Source organism: Thauera sp. 63 (genome assembly GCF_000310165.2).
GTDB classification, from domain to species: domain Bacteria; phylum Pseudomonadota; class Gammaproteobacteria; order Burkholderiales; family Rhodocyclaceae; genus Thauera; species Thauera humireducens.
Window position 1 is genome coordinate 234,547 of record NZ_AMXC01000002.1, and the last position, 26,133, is coordinate 260,679.

The window sequence follows — 26,133 nt, forward strand, 5'->3', positions numbered from 1 at the left end:
AAAATTTTTTATGCGCGCCGGGCGCGTTGCCAGGCGCGGATCACGCGCAGCAGGTTGAGCAGTAGCCAGGTGAATTCGGCGGCCATCAGAAGTCCGGCCAGACGTGCGAGCAGCGGCTCGAAAATGCCGGCCACGAGCACGACGAGCACGACGAGATGGAGGCGGAGTTGCTGGCGGACCGGCGGGTCGGGGAGCAGCTTCTTCATGTTGGGCGCCTTCACGCCGGACTGGGTCAGATGCAGCCAGGTGAGGAAGGGGACGATCTTGTAAAGCATGGCACTGATTGCGCCACCGAAGCCGCCGTGCAGGATGAGGACGCCGGCGAGCACGCTCCAGTGGTCGGCGTCGTGTATGGCAGAGATGGCAAGGGCGACGAGCCCGAGGATCAGCGCCACCATTGCGCCGCGGAAACTGCGAAAGGGAGCGTCGGGTGTGCTGCGGCGGGTGCGCGATTGCAGGTGGAGCGTGAGCGCGGCAAAGCCGGCGACCACGCCGAGCAAGAGGAGGCCGAGCGCGATTGCAGCCATCCCTGCATCGGTGACGCGCGCGAGCGACCACAGCATCAAGCCGCCAAGCACGGCCGGGGCCCATATCATCGAGAAGCGCTGGGGGTAGCCGGGCGTGATCTGGAACATGGGAACCACGACCCAGCTGGTGGCCGCCAGCAGGACGCCGCCCCAGCCCAGCCAGCCCCACGCGGCGTGGAGGTCGACGACGGTGTTCAGGGAGACCGGAAGGGCCAGGCCGCGACCGAGGGCGAGGGCGAGCACGAGACCGAGTGTGGCCGTGATGGCGAGGCCGGTCAGGGCGAGGCGAAGATCGCGCGGAGCCCGTGTCGTACCGACGACCGACGGGGCGCCGATGAGCGCCAGCAGGCCGGCGCCAAGAAATATCGCGATGCCGCTGACCAGGAGCAGGCCGCCGCTGACGATGGCGCCCGGCTGACCAAACCCGAGCCCGGTGGCGAGTCCGGCGGCGCCGAGCGTGGCCAGCGCATGCGTCGCCGAGGCGACGCCCAGCGGTGCGGGGAAGCGTGCGCCGGCAACGACGGGCAGGATCTGCTGGAGTGCGCCCAGCATCACCTGCAGCATGAAGCCGGCGGCGATGAGGTGGACGAGCGCGAGCGCGCCCGGCGTCCAGCGCGACGCGAGGACGCCGTCACCGAGCGCCAGCACCACCCCTGCCGCAATCCCGAACACGGGCGCGGTCAGGAAGAAGCGCAGCGGTGCCGAAAGCGGCGGGGTGTCCTCGTAAGCCAGTCCGGGGTTGGCCGAACTCATGGCCTGCCGATCAGGATCGCCACGGTGCCATCGTCATGAAAATTGACCTCATGCCGATAACCGTCGCGATCGAGCAGCCGGATCAGCGGATGCGGCATGCGGTCGAGCAATAGGGTGAACTGCTCGCCAGCCTTGAGGTTGGCCAGCGCTTCCATGGCGCGCTCGAAGGGCTCGGGAGGCTCCAGGCCGCGTGCGTCGACGGTCGTGATGTTCATGTTGCGTGTTCCGCTGCAAGGGAGTTGGAAAGTTCGGCACAGAGTGTTGCACTGACGGCGCCGAGTCGGGCATCGCACATCGGATAGAGGATGTTCTCTTCCTTCATGTTGTGCTGCTGCATCATGATCAGCAGTGTCTCGGCCTCGCCAGCAAACTCATCGGCGTCTCGGGCCGCCAGCGCCTGCTGAAGGTGGGCGAGCGCGGCGCGCATGTCTGCATGTTCGGCCCGCATCACCTGGGTCGGCCCCTGGGTCATGCCGGTTGCCGCTTCGAAGGCGGGGAAGAGTCGCTGTTCCTCTGCGTCGAAGTGGGCGTTCAGTGCACGGGAGAAGGCTGCAAGCGCGTCGGCCGCGCCGGGCCAGTCACCTTTTGCGGCAAGTGCCTCGGCGCGGGCGAAGTCATGGTCGCACGCGCGGTGGTCGTGGGTCATCAAGTCGGCAATCGTGCTCATGTTCGGCTCCGGTGGGCATGAGGGCATTCTCCGCGGCGGGCGGCAGGCGGCATTGATGCGAGTCAAGTTGGTAGCCAACGCGGTGGACGGGAGTTGGGCAATCCGGGGCCGCCGGGGCACAATCCGGGCTTTCGTTCCGCTGGAGTCCGCATGCCGCGTGCTGTTCCGGCCGGCGCGTGGGTACGCATCTTCATCCCGTTCGCGCTCGGCTATTACCTGTCCTACCTGTTGCGCACGGTGAATGCGGTGATCTCGCCGGCGATCACCGGAGAGCTCGGCCTGAGCGCCGCGCAACTGGGCTTGCTGACGAGCATGTACTTCCTCGCCTTCGGCCTTGCACAGATTCCGGTCGGTATCGCGCTCGATCGCTACGGGCCGCGCCGGGTGGAGAGCGCCTTGCTGCTGCTTACCGGCGTGGGTGCCGTGCTGTTCGCGCTGGGCGACTCCATCGGTGGGCTGGGCGTGGCGCGCGCCCTGATCGGCCTGGGCGTGTCGGCCTGCCTGATGGGCGCGCTGAAGGGGTTCGCGCTGTGGTATCCACCCGAGCGGCAGAGCTCGATGACCGGTTTCGTCATGGCTTGCGGTGCGATGGGAGCGCTCACCGCAAGTGCACCGCTCGAAGCGGCGATGCCCTTGCTGGGCTGGCGCGGCGTGTTCTGGGGCATTGCCGCAGCGGCGCTGGCGACCTCGGTCATCCTGTGGCGCAGCCTGCCGCAGGAGGCTGCAGCGGGCGGGCAGGGGAGCCTTGGCGCGGTCTTGAAGAGCGTGGGCGCCGTCTTCGTGGCGCCCGCCTTCCTGCGCTTTGCCGGCTCCTCGCTGTTCTTCGTCGGTGGCTTCATGGCGTTGCAGAGTCTGTGGGCCGTGCCCTGGCTGATGCACGTCGAAGGGCTGGCGCTGGCCGATGCGGCGCGCACGCTGCTCCTGCTCAATCTGGGCATGCTGACCGGCCAGCTGTCGATCGGTGTGTTCGGTGTGCGCATGGCGCGCCATGGCGTGCGGCCACTGCAGATGCTGCATGTGGGCTATGGCGCGCTGCTGCTGGTGCAGGCGGCGATCCTGTTCGGTGTGGGGCCGGTATCGCTGCTCTGGTTCCTGATCGGCGCGCTGTCGGCGGTCAATTCGCAGGCCTACCTGGCGGCATCGAACGACTTCCCGCGCGAGATGTTCGGCCGCGTCAGCACCTCGATCAATCTCATGGTCTTTCTGGGGGCATTCGTCGTGCAGTGGGGCTTCGGTCTTGCACTGGACCTGCTGCGGACCTGGGGCTGGGCGATGCCACAGGCCCTGCGCTTCACTTTCGCCGCGTTGCTGGTGCTGCAGGTGGTGAGCTATCTCCCGCTGTTCCCGCGCCTGTGGCGGCGTGGGCAGGGCTGAGGTCGGCGTGGCAGGTTCAGGCTGCCTGGCCGCAGGCGACGCCCGACGACCAGGCCCACTGGAAGTTGTAGCCGCCGAGGTGGCCGGTGACGTCCATCACCTCGCCGACAAAGTACAGCCCGGGGAGCGCTCGTGCCTCCATCGTGCGCGAGGACAGCGCGTGCGTATCGACGCCGCCGAGCGTGACCTCCGCTTTCGCGTACCCCTGCGTGCCGGAGGGCGCCAGCGCCCATCCTGACAGCGTGGCGGCGATGCTGCGCAGATCGGCGTGACGGAACTCGTTCATCGGCCGGGTCCAGCCGTGCAGTTCGCACCACGCGTGGGCGAAGCGGCGCGGCAGGCGCTCGGACAGCAGGTTGGCGAGCAGGGTGCGTTCGGCGGCGTGCGCCAGCAGCCAGGTTTCGGCATCGACACCCGGCAGCAGGTCGAGCGTGACTGGCGCCCAGTCCGCGTCCTCGTAGGCCTGGGCCTGCCAGTAGCTCGAGACCTGCAGGATCGACGGGCCCGACAGGCCGCGGTGGGTGACCAGCGCCGCCTCGCGGAACACGGGCCCGCGGCAATGGGCCTCCACTTCGAGCGAGATGCCCGCAAGTGGGGCGAGTCGCGACAGGGTCTCGGGCGGCAGCGTCAGCGGCACCAGCGCCGGGCGCGGGGCGACGACCGCCAGGCCGAACTGCTCGGCGAGGCGGTAACCGAGCGGACTGGCGCCGATCTTCGGAATCGACAGGCCGCCGGTGGCCACGACCAGGCTGTGCGCGGTGAAGCGGCCGATGCTGGTGTTGACGATGAAGCGCTCGCTATCGGCATCGGTGCGCGACACCTCGAGCACCGTCGCCGGCATGGCCCAGTCGACGCCACCGTCGCTGCATTCGGCCTGCAGCATGTCGATGATCTGCTGGGCGGAATCGTCGCAGAACAGTTGGCCCCAATCCCTTTCGTGGAAATCGATGCCGTGGTGCTGTACAAGCTCGATAAAATCCGCCGCCGTGTAACGCGACAGGGCGGAGCGCACGAAGTGCGGATTGCGGCAGAGGTAGTTGTCTGCGGCGACGCGGCGGTTGGTGAAGTTGCAGCGACCGCCGCCAGAGATGCGGATCTTCTCGGCCAGCTTCTCCGCGTGGTCGACCAGCAGCACCCTGCGTCCGCGCTGGCCGGCCGTTGCGGCGCACATCATGCCGGCCGCACCAGCACCGATCACGATGACATCGTAACTTTGCTTTGCAGGGCGATCGATCGGGGCCTTCAAGTGCGCCACATGGATACCTTCGACGACGAAAGCGGCGCAGAATACGCGGTGTGCTGCAAAGCGGCAAATTACGGCCTTTTGCGCCGCGATGACGCTGCCTGATGGCAAAACGAGACCAAGAATATCAGCTTGTTGGAGCGCTTTATGACTGAAACCACCACCGGCACGACCATGCCACCCCGCAAACGGGGTCTGGTCCGTCCGGCGTTGTGGGCTGCGGGTGCGGTGATCGTCATCGGAGCGGCGGGCTTCTTTGCCGCGCCGCCGGTGGCCAGGCACTATGCCGTTAAGATTCTGGGCGAGACCCTGGGCCGGACGGTGACGATCGACGGGGTGGTGATCAACCCCTTCTCGGTCACCGCGGAGATCCAGGGGCTCAAGGTGATGTCGGCGGACGGGCAGTCGGAGGCCTTCGGCTTCGACGCCTTGCGCACCAACGTCGAGGTCGTCGAGTCGCTGATGCAGCGCGGCCTGGTGCTGCACGAGGTGGCGCTGAGCGGGCCGCGGCTGAACGTTGCGCTCGAGGGGGGCGGGCGGCACAGCTGGAGCGACGTTGCCGAGCGCATCGCGGCGCTGGCGAATTCGGGCGGGGAGGATGACGCCGAGGCCGGCAAGCCCGGCGCGCTGTTCTCGGTCGGCAATATCCGCGTCGCCGGCGGCCGTGTTTCGGTCGAGGACAAGCCGCGCGGGCTCAAGCACGAACTGGCGGAGCTCGAGGTCGGCGTGCCCTTCGTCTCGAACCTGCCGGTGAAGGTGGACGTCTTCGTCGAGCCGACACTGTCGGCCGTGCTCGATGGCAACCCGCTCAAGATGAGTGCGCGCACCAAGCCGTTCCAGACGTCGAACGAGACCATCCTCGACGTCGTGCTCGACAAGTTCGACCTCACGCCGTGGCTTGCCTATGCCCCGTTCGAGCCAGCCTTTCGCCTGCCCTCGGCGCAGCTCACGACGAACATCGAGGTGTCCTTCCGGCAACCGGCCGACGCTGCGCCCGAGCTGGTCCTGCGCGGGCCGCTGCGGCTCGACCAGTTCGTGCTGCAGGACAAGGCGGGCGAGCCGGTGGCGACGGTGCCCGAATTCGAACTCGAGTTCGCCGACGTTCAGCCGCTGATCGGGCGCTGGCATTTCACGCGCATGCGGGTCGCCCAGCCGGAGCTCGACCTGGTGCGGCTGAAGGAGGGCGGGCTCAATCTCGCCACGCTGCTGCCGGCTGCCGCGCCGGAGGCTAAACCCGAAAAGGCGAAAGGCGCAGGCAAGGGCGCGGCGGCCAACGATCAGGCCAGGCCCGCGGCCGAAGCGGCCAAGGCGTCCGGCGCCAAGCCCGATTTCCTGCTCGCCCATGCGCGCATCCGCGATGGCGTGGTGCGCTTCGAGGACCGCAGCCTGGCCGAGCCGTTCAAGGCGCGTATCGAGGCCATCAACCTCGACCTGCGCGACCTCGCGACCGAGGCCGACATGCCGGCTGAGATCCGCCTCGACTACGCCACCGACGGCGGCGAGAAGTTCGTGCATGAGGACCGCCTGCGGCTGGAGCCCTTCGAGTACGAGGGCATGCTCAACTTCGAGGCGGTCAAGGCCGCGCGTTATGCCCCTTACCTGGCGGCGGCCCTGCCGGGGGGCGAGGTGCGCGACGGCAGCCTGAGCGGCAATCTGCGCTATCGCGTCGCCCTGGATGACAAGGGCGAGGCGGACATCGACCTCAGCGCCGATGCGCTCGCCGTGCGCGACTTTGCGCTGGCGCTCAAGGGCGCCAAGGATGCCGCGGTCAAGGTGCCTGAGCTGGATGTGCGCGAGGCGGTCCTCGATCTCGGCGCGCAGCGCGTGAAACTGGCCGAACTCGGCGTCAAGGGCGCGGCGGTGTCGGCCGTGCGGCTGAAGAACGGCGACATCGATCTGCTCGGCCTGACCGGTCCGGCGAAGAAGAACGCGCCGGCCGGTGCGCCGTGGGTCGTCGCAGTGGACAAGCTGGCCCTGCAGGGCGTGTCGGTGCGCGTCGAGGACCGCAGCGTTTCGCGCCCGGTGGTGATGGCGGCGGACAACATCGACTTCGAGCTCGACGGTTTTTCCACCGAGAAGGGCAACCTCAGCCAGCTCAAGCTCGACTCCCGCATCAACAAGAACGGCAAGCTGGGCGTTTCCGGCAGTCTGGGCCTGGAGCCGCTCAAGGCGGATCTCAAGCTCGACCTGCGCAACGTCGACCTGCTGCCGATCCAGCCCTATGTGCTGCAGCAGACCAAGATCGCGATCTCGCGCGGCAACCTCACCACGCAGGGCCAGCTCAAGCTCGGCACCGGACGCCGTGGCGACCTGCTGGCGGACTTCCGTGGCGACGTCGCGGTGGGCAACTTCGCCTCCATCGATCGCCTGAACGCGACCGACTTCCTGCGCTGGCGCACGCTGCGCGTGGGCGGCATCAATGCGCGGCTCGAGCCGTTCTCGCTGGCGGTCAGGCAGGTCGCGCTGGATGATTTCTACACCCGCCTGATCCTCGACGAGGAGGGACGCCTGAACCTGCGCGAGATCCAGGGCACCGACGGCAAGGTGGCCGCCGCGAAGCCGGAGCCCGTCGCCGCAGCCGCCGATCCATTTGCCGACCCGGCCATGGCCGGCAACGCGCCGCGGGTGAAGGAGGGCGAACGCACCGCCGAGCTGCCGCCGCCGAGCGCGCCCCCGCCGCCGATCCGCGTCGACCGCATCGAGATCAAGCGCGGCAACATCGCGTTCAGCGACCGCTTCATCCGGCCGAACTACGACGTCAACCTCACCGACATGACGGGCACGCTCGTTGGCCTGTCGACCGATCCCAGCACCATCGCCAAGCTCGACCTGAGCGGCAGGGTCGACAAGGCGGCGCCGGTCAAGGTGACGGGTGAGCTCAATCCCTTCCGTCAGGATGCGCACCTCGACATCCTCGCTTCGGTGAAGGACTTCGAACTCACCGGCCTGTCGAGCTACTCCGGCAAGTACGTCGGCTACGGCATCGCCAAGGGCAAGCTGTCGGCCGAGCTCAACTACAAGATCGAGGAGCGCAAGCTCACCGCCACCAACCAGATCTTCCTCGACCAGCTCACCTTCGGCGACAAGGTCGACAGCCCCGACGCGGTGAACCTGCCGGTGCAGCTGGCGGTGTCGCTGCTGAAGAACGGCCGCGGCGAGATCGATCTGCATCTGCCGGTCACCGGCACGCTGGACGACCCGGAGTTCAGCGTGTTCGGCCTGGTGGTGAAGATGCTGTTCAACCTGATCGGCAAGGCCATCACCTCGCCGTTCGCGTTGCTCGGCTCGGTGATCGGCGGCGGTGAAGAATTGTCGCAGCTCGAACTGGCGCCGGGTGTCGCGGCGCCGGCCGAGGCGCAGCGTGAGAAGCTCGCGACGCTGGCCACGGCGCTGGTCGACCGCCCGGCGCTCAAGCTCGACATCACCGGCCGTGCAGATCCGGCGGTCGATACCGACGGACTCAAGCAGGCAGCGTTGCAGCGCATGGTCAAGGCGCAGAAGCTCAAGGCGCTGGTGGCGCAGGGGAAGGAAGCGCCCTCGCTCGACGAGATCCAGGTCGAGGACGCCGAGTATCCCGAACTGCTGAAGAAGGCGTACCGCGACACCGACTTCAAGAAGCCGCGCAACGTCATCGGCATGGTCAAGGACGTCCCGGTGCCCGAGATGGAGGCCCTGATCCTCGCCAACACGTCGGTCGACGAGCAGGCGCTGCGCACGCTGGCGCAGCAGCGCGCACAGGCGGTGCGTGACTGGCTGGTGGGCGAAGGCAAGGTGCCGGGCGAGCGCATCTTCGTGCTCGAGCCCAAGGTCGAGGCAGCGGGCGAGGCAGGGCAGGTCCAGTTCTCGCTGCGCTGAAGATTGGCGCGAATGCGGCAGGGACGGGGGCTTCGGCCCCCGTCGTCGTTTCGCGGGACTATGATGAAAACGCGAGCTTCAGTGCTGTGGCAAAGGGGAGGCCAGCATGGGCAACGTCTTCATCAGCTACCGGCGTGACGATGCGGCGGGTTACGCGCGTGCCATCTACGACCAGCTCACCGAGCGCTTCGACACGGCGCAGGTGTTCATGGACGTCGATGCGATCGAGCCCGGCCTGCCCTTCGACGAGGTGATCCGCAATGCGGTCGGCAAGTGCGAGGTGCTGCTGGTGCTGATCGGTTCGCGCTGGATGGAGGTGCAGCCGGATGGCCGCCGGCGACTCGACGACGAGCGCGATTTCGTGCGGCTGGAGATCGCCGCGGCGCTGGCGCGCAACATCCGTGTCATACCGGTCTTGCTCGATGGCGTGCAGATGCCGGCGGAGGAGCTCCTGCCCGAGCCGATGCGCGGCCTGGTCTGGCGCAATGCGCTCGAGGTCAGCAACACGCGCTTCACCTCCGATGTGAACCGGCTCGGCGATGTCCTGGCCAGGGTACTGGGCGAGGCGGAGGAAGGGCCGGCGGAGAGGGGTCAGGCAGAGAGGCCTGCGTCGGCCAGCGCGGAGGTGGTGACCACGCCTGCCCCGACGGGCGCGGACAGGGGGGACGCAGTGAAAGGGGCGCTTCCGACCGGTTCAGTGACGGCCGCAGCTGGTGAGGCACGGGATGTCGGTGGAAAGGGGGGCAAGGGTTCGCGCATCGCGCTGGTCGCGGGTGCCGTCGTGGTCGCGGGTGCGATCGCCGCGGTGCTGCTGTGGCCGGACAGGCGACCGCCGGTCGTCGTCCCGGACAAGCCGAAGCCGGCGCTGGCATTGGGCCTGCCGGACTACGGCGTGGTGTTCGGCAGTGACCGTACGCTGGATGCCGCGCGTGACGAGATCCGGCGCGCGAGCCGCAGCAGCGTTCAGGGGGCGGCCATCTATTTTCGCAACGGCTATTACGCCAGCATCGCGCCCGCCGATACGCGGGCCGAGGCGGATCGCATTCTTGGCATCGTTCGTGCCTTTCGCAGCGACGCCTACGCGACGCGGATGGAAACGTGGTGCAGGCAACCGACGGGGCGGGAAGGCTATATCGAGTGCGCCAGTACCGCCGGAGCCCCTTGAGCGGGCGAGCGCGACAATTCGCTGCGCGCGCTGCCAGGGCGCGGCGTTCGGATGTCAGCGTGCCGGCTGGCGGATCGGCTCGGCCAGGTTCAGGTTGCCGACTCCGTTCTGGCCCTTGATCAGGAAGGTGCCCACCGGCTGGTCGCTGCGGCACGGCGCGAGGCGACGGCCGTCGATCTCGGTGCGCTCCGTGCTCACGCCGTTCAGCGCCGGCGCGTAAGACGTGCTGAGTTCGCCCTGGAAGTTGTACTGGAAGTCGCCGGCGAATCTGCCTTCCACGGTCGCGATGCTGCCCTTCGCGTCGCATACCGCGCGGTAATACGTGTAGGCACCTTCTTTCGACCAGGCCTGATCGCGGCAATTGCCGAGTGCGTTGCCCGGTGTCGCCAGTACGTCGTCGCCGCCCTGCTTGCCGACGCAGATGTGAAAGCTCGAGGCCTTGGCCCTCTCCCCGGTGGGCCCGTGGTTGACGAGCCACAGCCCCGGCATTCGTTGAGGCGCCTCGGTCGGCGTCGGGCTTGCAAGCGCAGCCTGGGGAAGGGTGGCGATGATCAGCAGCGGGAGGAGGGCGCGCATGGTGACATCCGGCAGTGGGTTGGGGGCAAAGTCGGGGTCTCGCGGCGTTCGTCCTGACGCCCGCGAAACCCGGTGGCCAGACTAGCGCCTCGACGCGGCCCGGGCCTTGAGCAGGGACAATAATCGCCCGCGGCGGCGGGCTTCAGAACATTCCCATCTCGAGCCGCGCCGCTTCACTCATCATCTCGCGGCTCCAGGGCGGGTCCCACACCAACTCCACGCTCGCATCCTTCACGCCGGGCAGTTCAAGCAGCCGCGCGCGCGCCTCGTCGGCGATCAGCGTGCCCATGCCGCAACCCGGCGCAGTCAAGGTCATGCGTACCGCGAGGCGGTAGCCGCCCTCGGGCAGCGGTTCGGCCGTGCAGCCGTAGACCAGGCCGAGATTGACGATGTCGATCGGGATCTCGGGGTCGTAGCAGGTGCCCAGCAGCGTCCACGCGCTCTGCTCGACGGCCTCGGCGCTCAACTCGCCCGCGGCCGGTTCGGGCATCGGTGGCGGAAGCTGCGGCTCCAGTCCGAGGGCGTCGGCGTCGCGTTCGGCAATGCGGTAGAGGTTGCCGCCGCACATCACCGTGATCGAGCCGCCCAGACGCTGCGTGATCAGCGCGTAGGCGCCTTCGGGCAGGGTCTCGGGCTTGCCCCAGGGCACGCTCACCGCGTCGCAGTCGCGCGCGAGGACGCGGGATTCGGTTTCACCGTAGTGGTCACCCATGGTGCGGATCTCCGTTCAATCCAATCGGTTCATTCGGTGCGCGCCGGGTCCTGCGCGCCGACGATGGCGTTGTGCAGGGTGTGCCAGGCCAGCGTGGCGCACTTCACCCGCACCGGAAACTCGCGCACGCCGGCCAGCACCGCCAGCTTGCCGAAGTCGCGCTCGGGCGGCGGTGTCTCGGTGAGCAGCGCATGGAAGTCGTGGAACAGCGCCTCCACCTCGGCCACGGGCTTGCCCTTGATCGCCTCGGTCATCAGCGAGGCCGATGCGGTGGAGATGGCGCAGCCGTGGCCGACGAAGCTCACGTCCCTGACCACACCGTCCTCGATGCGCAGGAACACGGTGAGCTGGTCGCCGCACAGCGGGTTGTGGCCGTCGGCCTGGTGGTCGGCCTCCGGCATGGGGCGATAGTTACGCGGCTGGCGGTTGTGGTCGAAGATGACCTCCTGGTACAGCTCGCGCAGATCGGGTCCGGTGTCGTTCATTGGATTGGTCTCCGCCTTCATCCGTGCTTGCGCGTGCCGAACAGGTCCTGCGCCTTGTCGATGGCGGCGACCAGCGCGTCGATGTCGGCACGGGTGTTGTACATGGCCAGCGAGGCGCGCGCCGTGCCGGGAATGCCGAAGCGTGTCATCAGCGGCATCGCGCAGTGGTGGCCGGCGCGGACCGCCACGCCTTCGGCGTCGAGGATGGTGCCCAGGTCGTGCGGGTGGATGCCATCGACCAGGAAGGACAGGATGCCGGCCTTGTGTCGCGCCGTGCCCACCAGGCGTACCCCCGGGATTGCGCCGACCGCCGCCGTGGCGTAGTCGAGCAGGGCGTGCTCGTGCGCCGCGATCTGTTCGATGCCGACCGCGCGCACGTAGTCGATGGCTGCCGCCAGGCCGATGGCGCCGGCGATGTTGGGGGTGCCGGCCTCGAAGCGCTGCGGGGCGTCGGCCCAGGTGCTGCGCTCGAAGGAGACCGTGCGGATCATGTCGCCGCCGCCCTGCCAGGGCGGCATGGCCTTCAGGATGCCGCTGCGGCCATAGAGCACGCCGATGCCGGTGGGGCCGTAGAGCTTGTGGCCCGAGAAGGCGTAGAAGTCGCAGCCGATGGCCTGCACGTCCACCGCCTGGTGCGCCACGGCTTGCGCGCCGTCGACCAGCACCACCGCACCGGCGGCGTGGGCGCGGGCGGTGAGTTCGGCCACCGGGTTGATGCTGCCGAGCGCGTTCGACACATGCGTGATCGCCACGAGCTGGGTGCGATGGTTGAGCAGCGCGTCGAAGGCCGCGAGGTCGAGCTCGCCCGCGTCGCTGACCGGCACCACCTTCAGCACGGCGCCGGTCTGCTCGCACAGCAGCTGCCAGGGCACGATGTTGGAGTGGTGCTCCATCGTCGTGAGGAGGATCTCGTCGCCCGCGCGCAGCTCGGCACGGCCCCAGCTTTGGGCGACGAGGTTGATCGCCTCGGTGGTGCCGCGGGTGAAGACGATCTCGTCGGCGTGCGCAGCGTTGATGAAGCGCTGCACGGTGGCACGCGCGCCGTCGTACAGCTCGGTCGCGTGCTGCGACAGCCAGTGCACGCCGCGGTGGATGTTGGCGTTGGACTCGAGGTAGAAACGTCGCTCGGCTTCGATGACGGCCAGCGGCTTCTGCGTGGTGGCCCCGTTGTCCAGGTAGGCGAGGCGGCGGCCGTGCACCGGGCGCGCGAGGATGGGAAAGTCCGCCGCGACGTCGAGCGCAGTCACGCCAAGGCTCTGGCCGGTGCCGGAAACCGGAAGGTCGGTGAGCAGGGTCACAGCAGTTCCTCCAGCGTGGCGCCGCCGGGCAGGCGGGCGAGCAGGGCGGTGCGCGCATGCTTGCGCAGCGCGTCGTGGGCGATGCGCTCGATGACTTCCGCTGCGAAGGCGTAGGTCAGCAGCTGGCGTGCATGGACCTCGTCGATGCCGCGTGCGCGCAGGTAGAACAGCGCGTCCTCGTCGATCTGGCCGACGGTGGCGCCGTGGGCGCACTTCACGTCGTCGGCGTAGATCTCGAGCTCCGGACGGGCATCGGCCTCGGCCAGCCTGGACAGCAGCAGGTTGTCGCAGCGCTGCACGGCATCGGTGCGCTGGGCGTCCTGGGCGACGATGATGCGCCCGGCGAACACCCCGCGCGCGTTGCCATCGACCAGGCCGCGGTAGTACTCGCGGCTGGTGCCGAGCGGCCTGGCGTGCTCGATCAAGGTGTGGTGGTCGACGTGGCGCCGGCCATCGACGTGGTACAGACCGTTGAACAGCGTTTCGCAGCCTTCGCCGTTGAAGCGGGTGCGGATGTCGTTGCGCGCCAGGCGGGCGCCGAAGGACAGCGAGTGCGAGGCGAAATGCGATCCGCGCGCCTGCTCGGCCTCGATCTGCGCCACATGGATGGCCTGCGCGTCCTGCTGCTGCAGCTTGACGTGGGTGATGCGCGCGTCCTGCGCCGCCTGCACCCGGGTGACGACCGTGCCGAGCGTGGCGCCGCCGCCGACATGGTGTTCGACGACGCTTGCTTCCGAATTGGCGTCCGCGACGATCAGGTTGCGCAGGTGGCTGTCGGCCGCACCGGTGGCGCCGATGAAGACGAGATGCAGGGGTTGTTCCAGCGCCGTGCCGCGCGCCAGGCGCACGAAGGCACCGTCGCTGCACAGCGCCAGGTTCAGCGCGTAGGGGCTGGCGTTGTCGTCGGCGCTGCCGAAGGCGGCCTCGACGGCGTCGGGCGCGGTGTTCAGCGCATCCGACAGCGCGCCGGCCGTCACGCCGGCCGGCAGCGTGCCGATGGCCGACAGCGTCGGCGCAAACTGCCCGTCCACGAACACCAGCCAGTGGCCGCCGTCATCGAAGGCCGCGCGCAGCGTCGCCAGTGTGGCGGCCGGGGCAGCAGATTCGGGCGCGGCAAGTGCCTGCTGCTCGAGGAAGGCGAGCGAGGTGTGGCGCCAGGCCTCCAGACGGCTCGTCGGCCAGCCGAGGTCGGCGAAACGGGCGATCGCGTCGGCGCGGCGGGGAGTCAGCCAGGGCAGGGCGGCGCCGGGCAGGTGGGCGGCGCGCTCGCGCTGGCGCGCAACCCAGGTGTCGATCGCGCTCATGGCCGTGCTCCTGCCGCAGCCGTAGCGGCCTTGCCTTCGGCGTCGATCCAGCCGTAGCCGTGCTCTTCCAGTTCCAGCGCCAGTTCGCGACCGCCCGAGCGCACGATGCGGCCCTGCGACAGCACGTGCACCTTGTCCGGCACGATGTAGTCGAGCAGGCGCTGGTAGTGGGTGATGACGATCATCGAGCGTTCGGGTGAGCGCAGGCGATTGACGCCTTCGGCGACGATCTTCAGCGCGTCGATGTCCAGGCCCGAGTCGGTCTCGTCCAGCACCGCCAGCCTGGGTTCGAGCAGCGCCATCTGCAGCACCTCGTTGCGCTTCTTCTCGCCGCCCGAGAAACCCTCATTGACCGAGCGGTAGAGGAATTCCTCCTTCATGCCGACCGCCTTCATCTCGGCCTTCACCCGCGCGAGGAAGTCCATCGCGTCGTACTCGGGCAGGCCGCGGTGGCGGCGCACGGCGTTGACCGCGGCCTTGAGGAAGTAGGCGTTGGACACGCCGGGAATCTCGACCGGGTACTGGAAGGCGAGGAAGAGGCCAGCACGCGCGCGTTCCTCGGCGGGCAGGGCGAGCAGGTCGGTGCCGTCCCAGTCCACGCTGCCGTCGGTCACGGTGAAGGTGTCGCGGCCGGCCAGCACCTGGGCCAGCGTGCTCTTGCCCGAGCCGTTGGGGCCCATGATGGCGTGCACCTCGCCGCTGCCCACCTCCAGGTTCAGGCCCTTGAGGATTGCCTTGCCGTCGACGGCCGCGTGCAGGTTGTTGATCTTCAGCATCTTGGTTCTCCTTGGGGTCTCTCAGCCGACGCTGCCTTCGAGGCTCACGCCCAACAGTTTCTGCGCTTCCACCGCGAACTCCATCGGCAGTTCCTTGAACACCTCGCGGCAGAAGCCATTGACGATCATCGACACCGCGTCCTCGGCACTGATGCCGCGCTGCATCGCATAGAAAAGCTGGTCCTCGCCGATGCGCGAGGTGGTGGCCTCGTGCTCGACGTGGGCGCTGGGGTGGCGCACCTCGATGGTGGGGAAGGTGTGCGCCGCGCAACGGTCGCCGATCAGCAGCGAGTCGCACTGCGTGTAGTTGCGCGCGCCCTCGGCCTTGGGCGTGACGCGCACCAGACCGCGGAAGGTGTTGCTGCCGCGCCCTGCCGCGATGCCCTTGCTGAGGATGGTGCTGCGGGTGTTGCGCCCCATGTGGATCATCTTGGTACCGGTGTCGGCCTGCTGCAGGTTGTTGGTCAGCGCCACCGAGTGGAAGTCGCCCACCGAATCGTCGCCGCGCAGGATCACGCTCGGGTACTTCCAGGTGATCGCCGAACCGGTCTCGACCTGCGTCCACGAGATGTGCGAGCGTGCGCCGCGACAGTCGCCGCGCTTGGTGACGAAGTTGTAGATGCCGCCCTTGCCGTCCTTGTCGCCCGGGTACCAGTTCTGCACGGTGGAGTACTTGATCTTCGCGTCGTCGAGCGCGATCAGCTCCACCACTGCGGCGTGGAGCTGGTTCTCGTCGCGCATCGGCGCGGTACAGCCCTCGAGATAACTGACGGACGCGCCTTCCTCCGCGATGATCAGCGTGCGCTCGAACTGGCCTGTGTCGCGAGCGTTGATGCGGAAGTAGGTCGACAGCTCCATCGGGCACTTCACGCCCTTGGGGATGAAGACGAAGGAGCCGTCGGAGAACACCGCGGAGTTGAGCGCGGCGTAGAAGTTGTCGCCCGGTGGCACCACCGTGCCGAGGTACTGGCGCACCCGTTCCGGGTGTTCCTTCACCGCCTCGGAGAACGAACAGAAGACGATGCCGTGCTCGCCCAGCTCCTTCTTGAAGGTGGTGGCCACGCTCACCGAGTCGAACACCGCATCCACCGCCACGCCGGCGAGGCGCGCGCGCTCGTGCAGGGGTACGCCGAGCTTCTCGAAGGTGCGCAGCAGTTCGGGATCGACGTCGTCGAGGCTCTTGGGGCCATCCTTCTTCGACTTGGGCGCGGAATAGTAGACGATGTCTTGGAAGTCGACCGGCGGAAACTGCACCGCGGCCCAGGTCGGCGGTGTCATCGTCAGCCAGTGGCGATAGGCCTCGAGCCGCCAGTCGAGCAGCCATTCCGGTTCGCCCTTGCGCGCCGAGATCGTGCGGATGACGTCCTCGGACAAGCCCTTGGGCACGGTGTCGGTCTCGAGTCGCGTCTCGAAGCCCGCGGCGTATTCCTGCTCGAGGAAGGCACCGATCGCGTCGCCGCGCTTGGCGGGTGCCTGCGGCGGGGAGGTCAGGGTAGGGGCGTTCATCTTGCGTTCTCCTTTTTGCTTCAGCCGGCGTGGCGGGCGAGGCGGTCGGGGCCGCGCATGCGGTGTTCGGTGGCGGGGGCGGCGCTCCCCGGCGAAGGGGCGGGCGTCATCTCGGCGACGCTGACGGTCTGCAGTGCCTGGCGCACCACGGTGTTGATGCGGAGCCAGCTGTCGCGGATGCGGCAGCCGGTCTCGAGGTTGCAGGTGCCGCTGTTGGCGCTGCACTCGGTCAGCCCGAAGGGCTGCTCCTCGAGCGCGTCGATGAGGTCGGCGATGCTGATCTGCGCTGGCGGGCGCGCCAGCACGTAGCCGCCCCGCGTGCCGCGCTGGCTCAGCACCAGCCCGTGGCGACCGAGCGCCTTCAGGATCTTGCTGACGGTCGCCAGGCCCAGGCCGAGCGCGTCGGCGAGCTCCGTGGCGCTGATCACGCGCTCGGGCGTGGTCGCCATGTGCGTGACGATCAGGGTGCCGTAGTCGGTGAGCTTGCTGATGCGAAGCATGATGGGCGTCTCCGCGTTGAGGTGCTTATACTGTACTAAAACAGTACTGTATTTACAAGCGGGCAGGCAGGCCCGGGCAGGCAGACCCATTGGGCGCACCCTGGCCCAAGATGAAGTGCGAGCAGTCAGGAACGAAGGCAGCGCGATGGAACTGGAATGCGGTCGTACCTACGTGATCCGCCTGTGCAGTGGCGAGCTCCGCGAATGGCGCTTCGACGGCAGGGACGCGCGCGGCCTCGCGTGGTGGCGGGATGTCGAAACCGGTTTGGGCTTCTCGGAGGCCGGGCTGCTCTATGCGTGGGAGATCCTGCCTGCGGGAGAGGGCGATGGCTGAGCCGGTCCTGCTTCGTTGCGCGCTGTCGTATCCCGCTTCGCTCGCGGCGCCGGCGCTGGGCGTGCTTGCCGCGGGGCTCGCGTGGCCGGTCGGTGCAGGTGGGTGGAAGGTGGCGGCGGCCGTGCTCGCCGGCCTGATCGCCTGGACCCTGTTGGAGTACGTGCTGCACCGCTTCGTGCTGCATGGCGTGGAGCCTTTCCGCGCCTGGCATCTCGCCCATCACCGTGCTCCGAGCCAGCCGATCCGGGTGCCGCTGGCATTCAGCGCGGCGCTGGTGGTGACCGTGCTCGGCCTGTCGACTGCCCTGCTCGGGACCGACAGCCTCGCCGCGCCCCTGTCAGTGGGCCTGCTGATCGGCGACATGCTGCAGGAGACGGTGCATCAGGGCTTGCACGCGCAGGGTGTGTTCGGCCTGAGCCTGGTCCGTCTGAGCGCCCACCACGGCCATCATCACCATGTCGATGAGCGGGTCGCGTTCGGCACGATCACCACCTTCTGGGACCGTTGCTTCGGCACGATGCCGCGGAGCGGTTGAGGCAACCGGCCTCGCGCGCCGACCCGCCTCACAATCCGCGCGGCGCTCCGCGCAGTACGCGCCAGGCCAGCATCAGCCAGCCCAGGATCATCAGGCTTCCCCCCACCGGCGTCACCGCCCCCAGCCAGCGCGGCCCACCCAGCGCCATCGCATACAGTGTGCCGGCGAAGATCACCGTGCCTGCCGCCAGCATCGCGGCGGGCAGCAGGCTGCGCGGCAGCCGCGCCGCGCCCAGCGCCACCAGGCCGATGGCGTGCCACATCTGGTACTGCACCGCGGTCTGCCACCAGGCGAGCGCGGCATCGTCGAGCAGGCTGCGCAGCCCGTGGGCGCCGAATGCGCCCAGTGCGACGCCCAGCGCCGCGAGCACGGCGCCGGCGAAGAGCGGAAAGCGTGGGAAGTCGTTGTGCATGGGCGTAAAGGCGGGGGGACTGAGGCAAAGGCGGACACTTTAAACGATGGCCGGACATCGGCGGCCGTACGAAGCCGAATCGACATTGCTACCATCCCGGTGCCCGGGTTCGCGATTGCGGGCGTTGACGGAGACATTCCATGAAATCAGGGACCGGAATCATGACCGACGGTATGCGGCAATCGAAAGCCTTTTGCATCCCGCCGCTCGCATCTGCGGCGGCCTTGCAAGGGGCGGTTGACGTGCTGGAGCGGGCGGGAGCATGACCTCACGCGATGCGGCGCCCACGACCGAGGCGCAAGCGATGTCCGGCAGGGCCGCCACCAAGCTGTGGGCCGATCTGCGCGCGGCGCTGCGCGGCACGAACGCCGATTACACGCGCATCCCCCTCAAGCGCGCGGTGTTCCTGCTGGCCGTGCCGATGATGCTGGAGTTGGTGCTCGAATCGACCTTCGCGGTGGTCGACATCTTCTTCGTCGCCAAGCTCGGATCGTCCGCGGTGGCCACGGTCGGGCTGACCGAGACCTATCTGTTCCTGCTCTATTCGATCGCGATGGGGCTGGCGATGGCGGTGACGGCGATCGTCGCGCGCCGGGTCGGCGAGCATCGGGGCGAAGAGGCCGCGTTGTCGGCGGTGCAGGCCATTCTGGTCGCGGTCCTCGTCTCGCTGCCCTTTGCCGTGGGGGGCATCGTCTGGGCGCAGGATCTGCTGCGGTTGATGGGAGCGGACGCCTGGGCCATCGAACACGGCTACCGCTACACCCAGTGGATGCTCGGCGGCAACGCGGTGATCCTGCTGCTGTTCGTCATCAACGCGATCTTCCGCGGCGCAGGCGACGCGGCGACGGCGATGCGTGTGCTGTGGGTCGCCAATGCGCTGAACATCGTGCTCGACCCGATCCTGATCTTCGGCCTGGGGCCGATCCCGCCGCTCGGCATCGAGGGTGCGGCGATCGCGACCAATATCGGACGTGGCGCGGGCGTGCTGATGCAGTTGTGGATCCTCGTGCGCGGCAGCGAACACCTGCGCATCCGCCGCGCCAACCTGCGCTGGCATGGCGCGACCCTGATGCAGATCGTGCGTACCTCGCTCGGTGGCATCGGACAGATGATCGTCTCGATGACCGCCTGGATCTTCCTGATGCGCATCCTTGCCAGCGTGTCGACCGAGGCGGTCGCCGGGGCGACGATCACGCTGCGCATCATGATGTTCACGCTGATGCCGGCCTGGGGCATGTCCAACGCCGCCGCCACGCTGGTCGGCCAGAACCTCGGCGCGGGCGAGCCCGAGCGCGCCGAGGCCGCCGTGTGGCGCATCGGCTGGATGAACATGGCCTTCACGCTGGCCGTGTCGGTGGTGTTCTTCTTCCTGCACGACGAACTCGTCGCGCTGTTTTCCGATGACCCGCAGGTCATCGCCATTGGCGGCGAATGGCTCGCCATCCTGGCGTATTCCTACTTCGTCTACGGCTGGTGGATGGTGTCGGTGCAGGCCTTCAACGGCGCGGGCGACACGATGACGCCGACGTGGATCAACCTCGTGTTCTTCTGGCTGATCCAGATCCCGCTTGCGTGGGCGCTTGCGCTGCCCCTGGGTTGGGCGCACTCGGGCGTGTTCTGGGGGGTGTTCATCTCCGAGACCGCAGTCGGCCTGTTCACGCTGTGGCTGTTCAGCCGGGGGCGCTGGAAGACAGCACAGGTCTGACTGCGGCAGGCCGGATGCTCAGGCGGACGGGGCAATCCGCAGCGGAATCGTGACCGGTCCGTCATTGACCAGTTGCACCTTCATGTCGGCGGCGAAGCGCCCGGTCTGGACGACGGGGTGCGCGACCTGCGCCCGGGCGACGAAGTGTTCGTACAGCGCCTGCCCGGTCTGCGGGTCGGCGGCGTTGGTGAAGCTGGGGCGATTGCCGCCGGCGGTGTCGGCCGCGAGGGTGAACTGGCTGACGATGAGCAGGCCGCCTTCCACGTCCTGCAGCGAGCGGTTCATCTTGCCGGCCTCGTCGGAAAAGATGCGCAGCTTCAGCAGCTTGGCGAGCAGTTTGTCGGCCTCGGCGGGGGTGTCGCCGCGCTCGGCGCACACCAGCGCGAGCAGGCCGGGGCCGATCTCGCCGATGGTTTCGCCATCGACGATCACGCGTGCTTCGGAAACGCGTTGCAGCACTGCGAGCATTCGGGCTCCTTCACAAGAAAGACGCCACCCGCAGGTGGCGTCGAGCGCGATGGCGGCCGTCGCGCGGGCGACGGCGGCTGGGGGTCAGACCGCGGCCAGCGCCTGCTCGAGGTCGGCGATGATGTCGTCGATGTGCTCGATGCCGATCGACAGGCGCACCATGTCGGGCGACACGCCGGCCTTGGCCAGTTCCGCCGGCGACAGCTGGCGGTGGGTGGTCGAGGCGGGGTGGCAGGCGAGCGACTTGGCGTCGCCGATGTTGACCAGGCGGGTGATGAGCTTGAGTGCGTCCTGGAAGCGGCCGCCGGCTTCCAGCCCACCCTTCACGCCAAACGACAGGATGCCCGAGGCACGGCCGCCCATGTACTTCTGCACCAGGCCGTGGTCGGCGTGGTCGGGCAGACCGGCGTAGTTCACCCACTCGACCTTGGCGTGCTTCTTCAGGTACTCGGCGACCTTGATCGTGTTGGTGCAGATGCGGTCCATGCGCAGCGCCAGCGTTTCGATGCCCTGCAGGATCAGGAAGCTGTTGAAGGGCGAGATCGCCGCGCCGGTGTTGCGCAGCGGCACCACCCGCGCGCGGCCGATGAAGGCGGCGGCCCCGAGCGCCTCGGTGTAGACCACGCCGTGGTAGGACACGTCCGGCTCGTTCAGGCGCTTGAAGCGCGCCTTGTGCTCGGCCCAGGGGAACTTGCCCGAATCGACGATCACGCCGCCGATGGAGTTGCCGTGGCCGCCGAGGTACTTGGTGAGCGCATGCACCACGATGTCGGCGCCGTGTTCGAAGGGGCGGCACAGGTAGGGCGAGGGCACGGTGTTGTCCACAATCAGCGGCACGCCGGCCTTATGTGCGATTTCGGCCAGGCGACCGATGTCGGTGACGTTGCCCAGCGGGTTGCCGACCGATTCGCAGAAGATCGCCTTGGTGCGCTCGTCGATGAGCGCGGCGAAGCTGTCCGGGTCGCGGTAGTCGGCGAAGCGCACCTGGATGCCGAACTGCGGCAGGGTGTGGGCGAAGAGGTTGTAGGTGCCGCCGTACAGCGTCGACGCCGAGATGATATTGTCGCCGGCTTCGGCGATGGTCTGGATCGCGTAGGTGATCGCCGACATGCCCGAGGCCACGGCCAGCGCGCCGATGCCGCCTTCCAGTTCGGCGACGCGCTGCTCGAGCACCGCGGTGGTCGGGTTCATGATGCGGGTGTAGATGTTGCCCTGCACCTTGAGGTCGAACAGGTCCGCGCCGTGCTGGGTGTCGTCGAAGGCGTACGAGGTGGTCTGGTAGATCGGCACCGCGACGGCCTTGGTGGTCGGATCGGGCGAATAGCCGCCGTGCACGGCGATGGTTTCGAGCTTCATGTGTCAGGTCTCCCCTTCGGTGAAAGTGCCGGGGAGTATAGCCAGCGCGCGGGGGATATCGAAATAACCGAACAATCCAAGCCGCAGCTTCAAGCTTGCGCTGACTATGGGCCTGCGGGGCCCGAGCCGGTAAACTCCGCGGCCTTACTCACGTGATATCGCCCGGGAAGCTCATGGCCCAACTCATCCTCAACCCCGGCAAGGAACGCTCCTTGTTCCGCCGCCATCCCTGGATCTTCGCCGGTTCGGTCGACCGCCTCGACGGCCGCGCGCGGCCGGGCGACACGGTGACGGTGGTCACGGCCGAGGGCAAGGCGCTGGCGCGCGCGGCGTGGTCGCCCGAATCGCAGATCCGCGCACGGGTGTGGAGCTTCGACGCCGAGGCGGCGATCGACCACGCCTTCTTCAAGCGCGCGGTGGCGGCCTCGGTCGCGCGCCGCGCGGCGATTCCCGCGCTGCGCGGGCAGGAGGGCGTGCGCCTGATCCACGGCGAGTCCGACGGGCTGCCCGGCGTGATCGCCGACCGCTACGGCGACGTGGTGGTGCTCCAGCTCACCAGTGCCGGCGCGGACAAATGGCGCGAGGCCATCGTCGCCGGGCTGGTCCAGGCCACCGGCTGCGCAGCGATCTACGAGCGTTCGGATTCCGAAGTGCGCGGGCTGGAAGGTCTGGCGCCGCGCACCGGCTGCGTGCATGGCGAACTGCCGGCGGGCGGGCTGACCATCGTCGAGAACGGCGTGCGCATGGAGGTGGATGTGGAAGGCGGCCACAAGACCGGCTTCTACCTCGACCAGCGCGACAACCGCCTGCTGACCGGCCAACTCGCCGCCGGGCGCGACGTGCTCAACTGCTTCTGCTACACCGGCGGTTTTTCGCTGCAGGCGCTGGCCGGCGGGGCGAAGTCGGTGCTGTCGATCGATTCCTCCGGGCCGGCGCTGGAGTCGGCGCGACGCAACCTCGCGCTTAACCCGCAACTGGACGCCAGTCGTGCCGACTGGCACGAGGCCGACGTGTTCAAGGCGCTGCGCAACCTCAAGGACGAAGGCCAGCGCTTCGACCTGATCGTGCTCGATCCGCCCAAGTTCGCGCCCTCGGCCGCGCACGCGGATCGTGCCGCACGCGCCTACAAGGACATCAACCTGTTCGGTTTCCGCCTGCTCAACCCGGGCGGCATCCTGATGACCTATTCCTGCTCGGGCGGCATCGGCCAGGAGCTGTTCCAGAAGATCGTCGCCGGCGCCGCCACCGATGCCGGCGTCGATGCGCGCATCATCTACCGCCTGTCGGCCGCGCCGGACCATCCGATCGGGCTGGCGGTGCCGGAGGGCGAGTACCTCAAGGGCCTGGCCTGCCAGGTGGGTTGAGCTGCGCCGCGACCGCCAGATCCCGAGGCAAGGACACGCTGCCGTGCCCGATCGTCCGGCCTCAGGCATCATGGCGCCCCTCGCACTCCGATAACCGCAAACAAGGCCCCGCATGTACCCCATCCACGATACCGACGCCCAGTTGCTGCTGGCCACCCTGATTGCCTCGAAGCGGCGGCCTGCTGCGCTGGCGGAGATCGTGGTCGCCGCCGAATTCATGGGCTGCCCCGTGACCGCGCCCAAGGCCTGGGCGAGCGCGTTCGAACGCTTTTCCACCCACGGTCTGCTGGTGGCCGAGGGCGAAGGCTACGTGCTCACGGCGGTTGCGCAGGCGATGGCCGGCGGTTTGCCGAAGAAGGCGGAGACCGACGAGCGCGTCTTCCTGGTGCGCGAGAAGCTGTCCGCCTACAAGCCGCTCGCCGAAAGCGCGCCGATCGAGATGAGCGCCGAGCAGTTCGAGGCCGCCCTCGCGGAACATGCCGCGCTGTCGCAGCAGGGTGGCAAGAACCTGCTGATGCCCAAACCCAAGCGCGATGACGACGACCGTCCGCGCCGCCCGCAAGGCCGTCGCCCGTTTGGCAACGCCCGCCGCCGTTCGTGATGGCGCATCGCTTGCGCGAGGCCTGCCTGCAATGATTCCGTCCGCGGCATCCCCTCCGCCTGCCGACAGTCGCGGTTCGCGCGTGGCACTGATCTTCGCGCTGACGGCGGAGCGACTGTCGATCTGGTACGAGCACGGCCAATGGCCGACCGAGGCCCAGGGCGCCACGCTGGCGGCGGACTGGCTGGCGCGCACCAGGCGCACCCTGCCGCTGGCCGAGCGCCGCCACCTGTCCGACCTCAGCGACCAGCTCGCGCGCCAGATCGCCGGCACCTTGTCGCGCGAGGCGGGGCTGTACACCACCCACGAAATGATGGAAGCACTGGACCCGAACTACGAGTCCGAGCTGGCGCAATCGCTGATGGCCGAGTGCCAACGCCTGCTCGACGCCGATCCCGGTCCGGGGCAGGCGTAAGTAGGGTGCTTCGGCATCAGCCGAAGCGGGTCGGCGGCACCTCTTCAACCACGCTGTCGGCTTCCGTCATCGGCTCGCCGGCCACCGTGTGCAGCGGAATCACCCCGGCCCACACCGGCCAGTCGAGGTCCTCCGCGTCGTCCTTCACCCCCCAGTCGCGCACCTTGGCGGCGGCTTCGCTGAGCGCGATGCGCAGCAGGCCGGTGGCGTTCAGTTCCTTGTCAGTGATCGGGCGCAGCGTGTCCCAGCGACCCGGGTAGAGGCCGTCGATGAAGGCGCGCAGGCTGCCGAGCTTGTGCGCGGGATCGGTCACCAGCTCGAAGCGGCCGTAGATGACGACCGAGCGGTAGTTCATCGAGTGGTGCATCGCCGAACGCGCCAGCACCAGCCCGTCGGCCAGTGCGATCGTCACGCAGGCCTCGCCTTCGGTCAGCGCCTTGAGCATGCGCGAGGCCTTGGCACCGTGGATGTAGAGATGATCGCCCTCGCGCCAGTGGATCGTGGGGATCGCATGTACGATGCCGTCGATCTGGAAGGCGACGGTACAGATCATCGCGGCGTCGACGATGGCAGCGACCGTAGCGGCGTCGTAGTGCGCGCGCTCCGGCAGGCGGCGGATGCGGGAGCGCGGAGAGGGAGCGGACGGGGGCATGGCGAGGCGACTCCGGTGGTTTCGATGGTGTCATCGTAGGGTCTCGGTGGTACCTTACATAGCGCCACAAAAGTCATGATTCATGGAGCCACGATGGAACTCAACTGGCTGCTGTCCCCGCCCCTGCCCGCGGCCGTGCCGCGCCAGCGCGTGCTCTACCTGCGCCTGCGCGAGGGCGTGCTGTCGGGACGGCTGTCCGCCGGTATGCGCCTTCCTGCCAGCCGCAGCCTGGCCGCGACGCTGGGGGTCGCGCGCAACACGGTGCTGTTCGCGTACGAGCAGCTGGTCGCCGAGGGTTGTCTGGTCGCGGACCGCCAGGGTACCTGCGTGGCGCCGCTGCCGGCGCGGGGCGCGGCATGTGTGACGACGGCCGCTTCATCAACGGCGCCGCCCGGGCTTTCCGTACGCGCCTCGGCAGCATGCCAGCGCGAGCCCGCGCGTGATGCCGAGGCGCTGCCGTTCTCGCCCGGTGTGCCGGATTTCGGTGCATTCCCTTTCCGCAGCTGGCGCGCCTGCCTCGAGCGCGTGTGGCGCGATGCCGGCTGGCGTCAGCTGGGCTATGCCGCGCATGGCGGCGACCCGCAGTTGCGCGAGGCCCTGGCGGATCATCTGACCGCCGTGCGCGGGCTGGCCGTGACGCCCGGGCAGATCGTCGTCACCAGTGGCACGCAGGCCGCGCTCGACCTCTGCGCCCGGCTGCTGGCCGATCATGGCGACACCGCGTGGGTGGAGAATCCCGGTTATCTTGCTGCCCGCGTCGCCTTCGGGCTGGCCGGCCTGCAGGTGCATGACGTCACCGTCGATGCGCAAGGCTTGGCGCCGGACGAGGAGGACTGGGGCCGCCATCGCCCGCGGCTGATCATGGTGACGCCCTCGCACCAGTACCCCACTGGCGGCGTGATGCCGCTGTCGCGCCGCCTGGCCCTGATCGAGCGTGCCCGCGACGCTGGTGCCTGGATCGTCGAGGATGACTACGACAGCGAGTTCCGCCGCGGCGGCCCGGCGCCGCCCGCGCTGTTCGGCCTGCAGCCCGATGCGCCGGTCGTCTATGCCGGCACCTTCAGCAAGACGCTCTATCCCGGGCTGCGACTCGGCTATCTGGTGCTGCCGCGGGCGATTGCCGACGACTTCGTCCATGCCGCGGCACTGGCCACGCGCGCCGGGCAGGGCATCGAGCAGCGTGCGCTGGCCGACTTCATCCGGCGCGGCCACTACATCACCCACCTGCGTCACATGCGCGCACGCTACAACAGCCGGCAGGCGGCACTGCGCACGGCCCTGCAGCAGGCCTTCGGGCCGGATGTGGCCTTGTCCGGCGGGGAGGCCGGGCTGCATCTGGTGATGTGGCTGCCTGATCAGGTGCGCGACGTGACCGTGGCGCAACGCGCTGCCGCGCTGGGCCTGGGCGTGCGGGCGCTGTCCGCCTACGCCCGGCCGCCGGTGCGCTGCAACGGCCTGGTGCTGGGCTACGGCAATCTGGACGAGGGCAATGTCGGCGAGGCAGTGCGGCGCCTGAAGCGGGCGCTGGACGACCGGCCCTGAGACCGCAT

Annotated in this window: 27 protein-coding genes; 11 read left to right on the top strand and 16 right to left on the bottom strand. The window is 68.6% G+C overall.

From position 1 onward, the window contains the following. Window positions 1-8: 8 nt before the first annotated feature. From C664_RS03295 to C664_RS03305, 3 genes are read right to left on the bottom strand one after another with little or no spacing between them, the layout of a single operon-like run. The gene (locus C664_RS03295; RefSeq protein ID WP_004253221.1) at window positions 9-1,280 is read right to left on the bottom strand and encodes a hypothetical protein; all 1,272 of its coding nucleotides are present in this window, start codon (window positions 1,278-1,280) and stop codon (window positions 9-11) included. Beyond that, window positions 1,277-1,495, bottom strand: a complete 219-nt coding sequence (locus C664_RS03300) for a DUF2249 domain-containing protein (protein WP_004253224.1) — start codon at window positions 1,493-1,495, stop codon at window positions 1,277-1,279. The genes C664_RS03295 and C664_RS03300 overlap by 4 nt, the downstream gene beginning before the upstream one ends. After that, the gene (locus tag C664_RS03305; protein ID WP_004253227.1) at window positions 1,492-1,947 is read right to left on the bottom strand and encodes a hemerythrin domain-containing protein; all 456 of its coding nucleotides are present in this window, start codon (window positions 1,945-1,947) and stop codon (window positions 1,492-1,494) included. The genes C664_RS03300 and C664_RS03305 overlap by 4 nt, the downstream gene beginning before the upstream one ends. A gap of 150 nt (window positions 1,948-2,097) precedes the next feature. On the opposite strand from C664_RS03305, the gene C664_RS03310 reads away from it, so the two are divergent. Beyond that, the gene (locus tag C664_RS03310; RefSeq protein WP_004253230.1) at window positions 2,098-3,321 is read left to right on the top strand and encodes an MFS transporter; all 1,224 of its coding nucleotides are present in this window, start codon (window positions 2,098-2,100) and stop codon (window positions 3,319-3,321) included. 16 nt (window positions 3,322-3,337) lie between these two features. On the opposite strand, the gene C664_RS03315 is transcribed toward C664_RS03310, so the two are convergent. After that, window positions 3,338-4,576 (bottom strand): NAD(P)/FAD-dependent oxidoreductase, encoded by a 1,239-nt coding sequence (locus C664_RS03315; protein WP_004253234.1) that lies wholly within the window; start codon window positions 4,574-4,576, stop codon window positions 3,338-3,340. A gap of 135 nt (window positions 4,577-4,711) precedes the next feature. Between C664_RS03315 and C664_RS03320 the strand changes: the two genes are divergently transcribed. Next, window positions 4,712-8,419: a DUF748 domain-containing protein gene (locus C664_RS03320; RefSeq protein WP_004253237.1), complete on the top strand. Its 3,708-nt coding sequence runs from the start codon at window positions 4,712-4,714 to the stop codon at window positions 8,417-8,419. Window positions 8,420-8,525: 106 nt separating this feature from the next. Next, a complete protein-coding gene (locus C664_RS03325; protein WP_004253239.1) occupies window positions 8,526-9,584 on the top strand; it encodes a toll/interleukin-1 receptor domain-containing protein in 1,059 nt (352 codons plus the stop codon). A gap of 54 nt (window positions 9,585-9,638) precedes the next feature. Here C664_RS03325 and C664_RS03330 read toward each other — a convergent pair whose 3' ends face one another. From C664_RS03330 to C664_RS03365, 8 genes are all read right to left on the bottom strand, one after another. Beyond that, window positions 9,639-10,160, bottom strand: a complete 522-nt coding sequence (locus C664_RS03330; RefSeq protein ID WP_004253241.1) for a DUF3617 domain-containing protein — start codon at window positions 10,158-10,160, stop codon at window positions 9,639-9,641. Between the two features lie 142 nt (window positions 10,161-10,302). Then, window positions 10,303-10,872 carry a putative Fe-S cluster assembly protein SufT gene (sufT, locus tag C664_RS03335; protein WP_004253244.1) on the bottom strand — a complete coding sequence of 190 codons (570 nt, stop codon included), beginning with the start codon at window positions 10,870-10,872 and terminating at the stop codon, window positions 10,303-10,305. Window positions 10,873-10,901: 29 nt separating this feature from the next. Further along, window positions 10,902-11,357, bottom strand: coding sequence for a Fe-S cluster assembly sulfur transfer protein SufU (gene sufU, locus C664_RS03340; RefSeq protein ID WP_004253246.1), 456 nt, complete (start codon window positions 11,355-11,357; stop codon window positions 10,902-10,904). A 17-nt stretch (window positions 11,358-11,374) separates the two neighbouring features. After that, window positions 11,375-12,655 (bottom strand): cysteine desulfurase, encoded by a 1,281-nt coding sequence (locus C664_RS03345; RefSeq protein ID WP_004253249.1) that lies wholly within the window; start codon window positions 12,653-12,655, stop codon window positions 11,375-11,377. Then, complete coding sequence (gene sufD, locus C664_RS03350; RefSeq protein WP_004253253.1) at window positions 12,652-13,959, bottom strand: Fe-S cluster assembly protein SufD; 1,308 nt, start codon at window positions 13,957-13,959, stop codon at window positions 12,652-12,654. The genes C664_RS03345 and sufD overlap by 4 nt, the downstream gene beginning before the upstream one ends. Continuing rightward, window positions 13,956-14,735 (bottom strand): Fe-S cluster assembly ATPase SufC, encoded by a 780-nt coding sequence (sufC, locus tag C664_RS03355; protein WP_004253254.1) that lies wholly within the window; start codon window positions 14,733-14,735, stop codon window positions 13,956-13,958. Before sufC ends, sufD begins: the two co-directional genes overlap by 4 nt. Before the next feature lie 21 nt (window positions 14,736-14,756). Continuing rightward, the gene (gene sufB / locus C664_RS03360; protein WP_004253257.1) at window positions 14,757-16,241 is read right to left on the bottom strand and encodes a Fe-S cluster assembly protein SufB; all 1,485 of its coding nucleotides are present in this window, start codon (window positions 16,239-16,241) and stop codon (window positions 14,757-14,759) included. Window positions 16,242-16,261: 20 nt separating this feature from the next. Beyond that, on the bottom strand, window positions 16,262-16,741 hold the full coding sequence (locus C664_RS03365) for an SUF system Fe-S cluster assembly regulator (RefSeq protein WP_004253259.1): 480 nt from the start codon (window positions 16,739-16,741) through the stop codon (window positions 16,262-16,264). Between the two features lie 145 nt (window positions 16,742-16,886). Here C664_RS03365 and C664_RS03370 point away from each other — a divergent pair, with 145 nt between their 5' ends. Both C664_RS03370 and C664_RS03375 read left to right on the top strand, forming a co-directional pair. After that, on the top strand, window positions 16,887-17,075 hold the full coding sequence (locus tag C664_RS03370) for a hypothetical protein (RefSeq protein ID WP_004253261.1): 189 nt from the start codon (window positions 16,887-16,889) through the stop codon (window positions 17,073-17,075). Beyond that, window positions 17,068-17,610, top strand: coding sequence for a sterol desaturase family protein (locus tag C664_RS03375; RefSeq protein WP_004253263.1), 543 nt, complete (start codon window positions 17,068-17,070; stop codon window positions 17,608-17,610). Before C664_RS03370 ends, C664_RS03375 begins: the two co-directional genes overlap by 8 nt. Window positions 17,611-17,638: 28 nt before the next feature. On the opposite strand, the gene C664_RS03380 is transcribed toward C664_RS03375, so the two are convergent. Then, window positions 17,639-18,022: a DUF423 domain-containing protein gene (locus C664_RS03380; protein ID WP_004253266.1), complete on the bottom strand. Its 384-nt coding sequence runs from the start codon at window positions 18,020-18,022 to the stop codon at window positions 17,639-17,641. 140 nt (window positions 18,023-18,162) lie between these two features. Here C664_RS03380 and C664_RS21145 point away from each other — a divergent pair, with 140 nt between their 5' ends. Both C664_RS21145 and C664_RS03385 read left to right on the top strand, forming a co-directional pair. Next, the gene (locus tag C664_RS21145) at window positions 18,163-18,288 is read left to right on the top strand and encodes a hypothetical protein (protein WP_269745290.1); all 126 of its coding nucleotides are present in this window, start codon (window positions 18,163-18,165) and stop codon (window positions 18,286-18,288) included. Then, window positions 18,285-19,727 (top strand): MATE family efflux transporter, encoded by a 1,443-nt coding sequence (locus C664_RS03385; RefSeq protein WP_004253268.1) that lies wholly within the window; start codon window positions 18,285-18,287, stop codon window positions 19,725-19,727. Before C664_RS21145 ends, C664_RS03385 begins: the two co-directional genes overlap by 4 nt. A gap of 18 nt (window positions 19,728-19,745) precedes the next feature. On the opposite strand, the gene dtd is transcribed toward C664_RS03385, so the two are convergent. Next, the gene (gene dtd / locus C664_RS03390; RefSeq protein ID WP_004253270.1) at window positions 19,746-20,195 is read right to left on the bottom strand and encodes a D-aminoacyl-tRNA deacylase; all 450 of its coding nucleotides are present in this window, start codon (window positions 20,193-20,195) and stop codon (window positions 19,746-19,748) included. Between the two features lie 84 nt (window positions 20,196-20,279). Continuing rightward, on the bottom strand, window positions 20,280-21,551 hold the full coding sequence (locus C664_RS03395) for a bifunctional O-acetylhomoserine aminocarboxypropyltransferase/cysteine synthase (protein ID WP_004253274.1): 1,272 nt from the start codon (window positions 21,549-21,551) through the stop codon (window positions 20,280-20,282). Window positions 21,552-21,724: 173 nt separating this feature from the next. Here C664_RS03395 and C664_RS03400 point away from each other — a divergent pair, with 173 nt between their 5' ends. The 3 genes from C664_RS03400 (at window position 21,725) to C664_RS03410 (ending at window position 23,931) form a co-directional block, all read left to right on the top strand. After that, window positions 21,725-22,915, top strand: coding sequence for a class I SAM-dependent rRNA methyltransferase (locus C664_RS03400; protein ID WP_004253277.1), 1,191 nt, complete (start codon window positions 21,725-21,727; stop codon window positions 22,913-22,915). Between the two features lie 112 nt (window positions 22,916-23,027). Further along, window positions 23,028-23,516, top strand: a complete 489-nt coding sequence (locus tag C664_RS03405; RefSeq protein ID WP_004253280.1) for a hypothetical protein — start codon at window positions 23,028-23,030, stop codon at window positions 23,514-23,516. 31 nt (window positions 23,517-23,547) lie between these two features. Further along, window positions 23,548-23,931 carry a hypothetical protein gene (locus tag C664_RS03410; RefSeq protein ID WP_004253283.1) on the top strand — a complete coding sequence of 128 codons (384 nt, stop codon included), beginning with the start codon at window positions 23,548-23,550 and terminating at the stop codon, window positions 23,929-23,931. A gap of 16 nt (window positions 23,932-23,947) precedes the next feature. Here C664_RS03410 and C664_RS03415 read toward each other — a convergent pair whose 3' ends face one another. After that, entirely contained in the window at window positions 23,948-24,583 is a 636-nt protein-coding gene (locus tag C664_RS03415) for a pyridoxamine 5'-phosphate oxidase family protein (protein WP_004253286.1), read from the bottom strand. Window positions 24,584-24,676: 93 nt separating this feature from the next. Between C664_RS03415 and pdxR the strand changes: the two genes are divergently transcribed. Further along, on the top strand, window positions 24,677-26,125 hold the full coding sequence (gene pdxR, locus C664_RS03420) for a MocR-like pyridoxine biosynthesis transcription factor PdxR (RefSeq protein ID WP_004253289.1): 1,449 nt from the start codon (window positions 24,677-24,679) through the stop codon (window positions 26,123-26,125). Window positions 26,126-26,133 lie beyond the last annotated feature (8 nt).

Coding starts and splice junctions, on each gene's coding strand:
- C664_RS03295 (WP_004253221.1), bottom strand. CDS start 1,280: ATGAGTTCGGCCAACCCCGGACTGGCTTACGAGGACACCCCGCCGCTT.
- C664_RS03300 (WP_004253224.1), bottom strand. CDS start 1,495: ATGAACATCACGACCGTCGACGCACGCGGCCTGGAGCCTCCCGAGCCC.
- C664_RS03305 (WP_004253227.1), bottom strand. CDS start 1,947: ATGAGCACGATTGCCGACTTGATGACCCACGACCACCGCGCGTGCGAC.
- C664_RS03310 (WP_004253230.1), top strand. CDS start 2,098: ATGCCGCGTGCTGTTCCGGCCGGCGCGTGGGTACGCATCTTCATCCCG.
- C664_RS03320 (WP_004253237.1), top strand. CDS start 4,712: ATGACTGAAACCACCACCGGCACGACCATGCCACCCCGCAAACGGGGT.
- C664_RS03325 (WP_004253239.1), top strand. CDS start 8,526: ATGGGCAACGTCTTCATCAGCTACCGGCGTGACGATGCGGCGGGTTAC.
- C664_RS03330 (WP_004253241.1), bottom strand. CDS start 10,160: ATGCGCGCCCTCCTCCCGCTGCTGATCATCGCCACCCTTCCCCAGGCT.
- sufT (WP_004253244.1), bottom strand. CDS start 10,872: ATGGGTGACCACTACGGTGAAACCGAATCCCGCGTCCTCGCGCGCGAC.
- sufU (WP_004253246.1), bottom strand. CDS start 11,357: ATGAACGACACCGGACCCGATCTGCGCGAGCTGTACCAGGAGGTCATC.
- sufD (WP_004253253.1), bottom strand. CDS start 13,959: ATGAGCGCGATCGACACCTGGGTTGCGCGCCAGCGCGAGCGCGCCGCC.
- sufC (WP_004253254.1), bottom strand. CDS start 14,735: ATGCTGAAGATCAACAACCTGCACGCGGCCGTCGACGGCAAGGCAATC.
- sufB (WP_004253257.1), bottom strand. CDS start 16,241: ATGAACGCCCCTACCCTGACCTCCCCGCCGCAGGCACCCGCCAAGCGC.
- C664_RS03365 (WP_004253259.1), bottom strand. CDS start 16,741: ATGCTTCGCATCAGCAAGCTCACCGACTACGGCACCCTGATCGTCACG.
- C664_RS03370 (WP_004253261.1), top strand. CDS start 16,887: ATGGAACTGGAATGCGGTCGTACCTACGTGATCCGCCTGTGCAGTGGC.
- C664_RS03375 (WP_004253263.1), top strand. CDS start 17,068: ATGGCTGAGCCGGTCCTGCTTCGTTGCGCGCTGTCGTATCCCGCTTCG.
- C664_RS03380 (WP_004253266.1), bottom strand. CDS start 18,022: ATGCACAACGACTTCCCACGCTTTCCGCTCTTCGCCGGCGCCGTGCTC.
- C664_RS21145 (WP_269745290.1), top strand. CDS start 18,163: ATGAAATCAGGGACCGGAATCATGACCGACGGTATGCGGCAATCGAAA.
- C664_RS03385 (WP_004253268.1), top strand. CDS start 18,285: ATGACCTCACGCGATGCGGCGCCCACGACCGAGGCGCAAGCGATGTCC.
- dtd (WP_004253270.1), bottom strand. CDS start 20,195: ATGCTCGCAGTGCTGCAACGCGTTTCCGAAGCACGCGTGATCGTCGAT.
- C664_RS03395 (WP_004253274.1), bottom strand. CDS start 21,551: ATGAAGCTCGAAACCATCGCCGTGCACGGCGGCTATTCGCCCGATCCG.
- C664_RS03400 (WP_004253277.1), top strand. CDS start 21,725: ATGGCCCAACTCATCCTCAACCCCGGCAAGGAACGCTCCTTGTTCCGC.
- C664_RS03405 (WP_004253280.1), top strand. CDS start 23,028: ATGTACCCCATCCACGATACCGACGCCCAGTTGCTGCTGGCCACCCTG.
- C664_RS03410 (WP_004253283.1), top strand. CDS start 23,548: ATGATTCCGTCCGCGGCATCCCCTCCGCCTGCCGACAGTCGCGGTTCG.
- C664_RS03415 (WP_004253286.1), bottom strand. CDS start 24,583: ATGCCCCCGTCCGCTCCCTCTCCGCGCTCCCGCATCCGCCGCCTGCCG.
- pdxR (WP_004253289.1), top strand. CDS start 24,677: ATGGAACTCAACTGGCTGCTGTCCCCGCCCCTGCCCGCGGCCGTGCCG.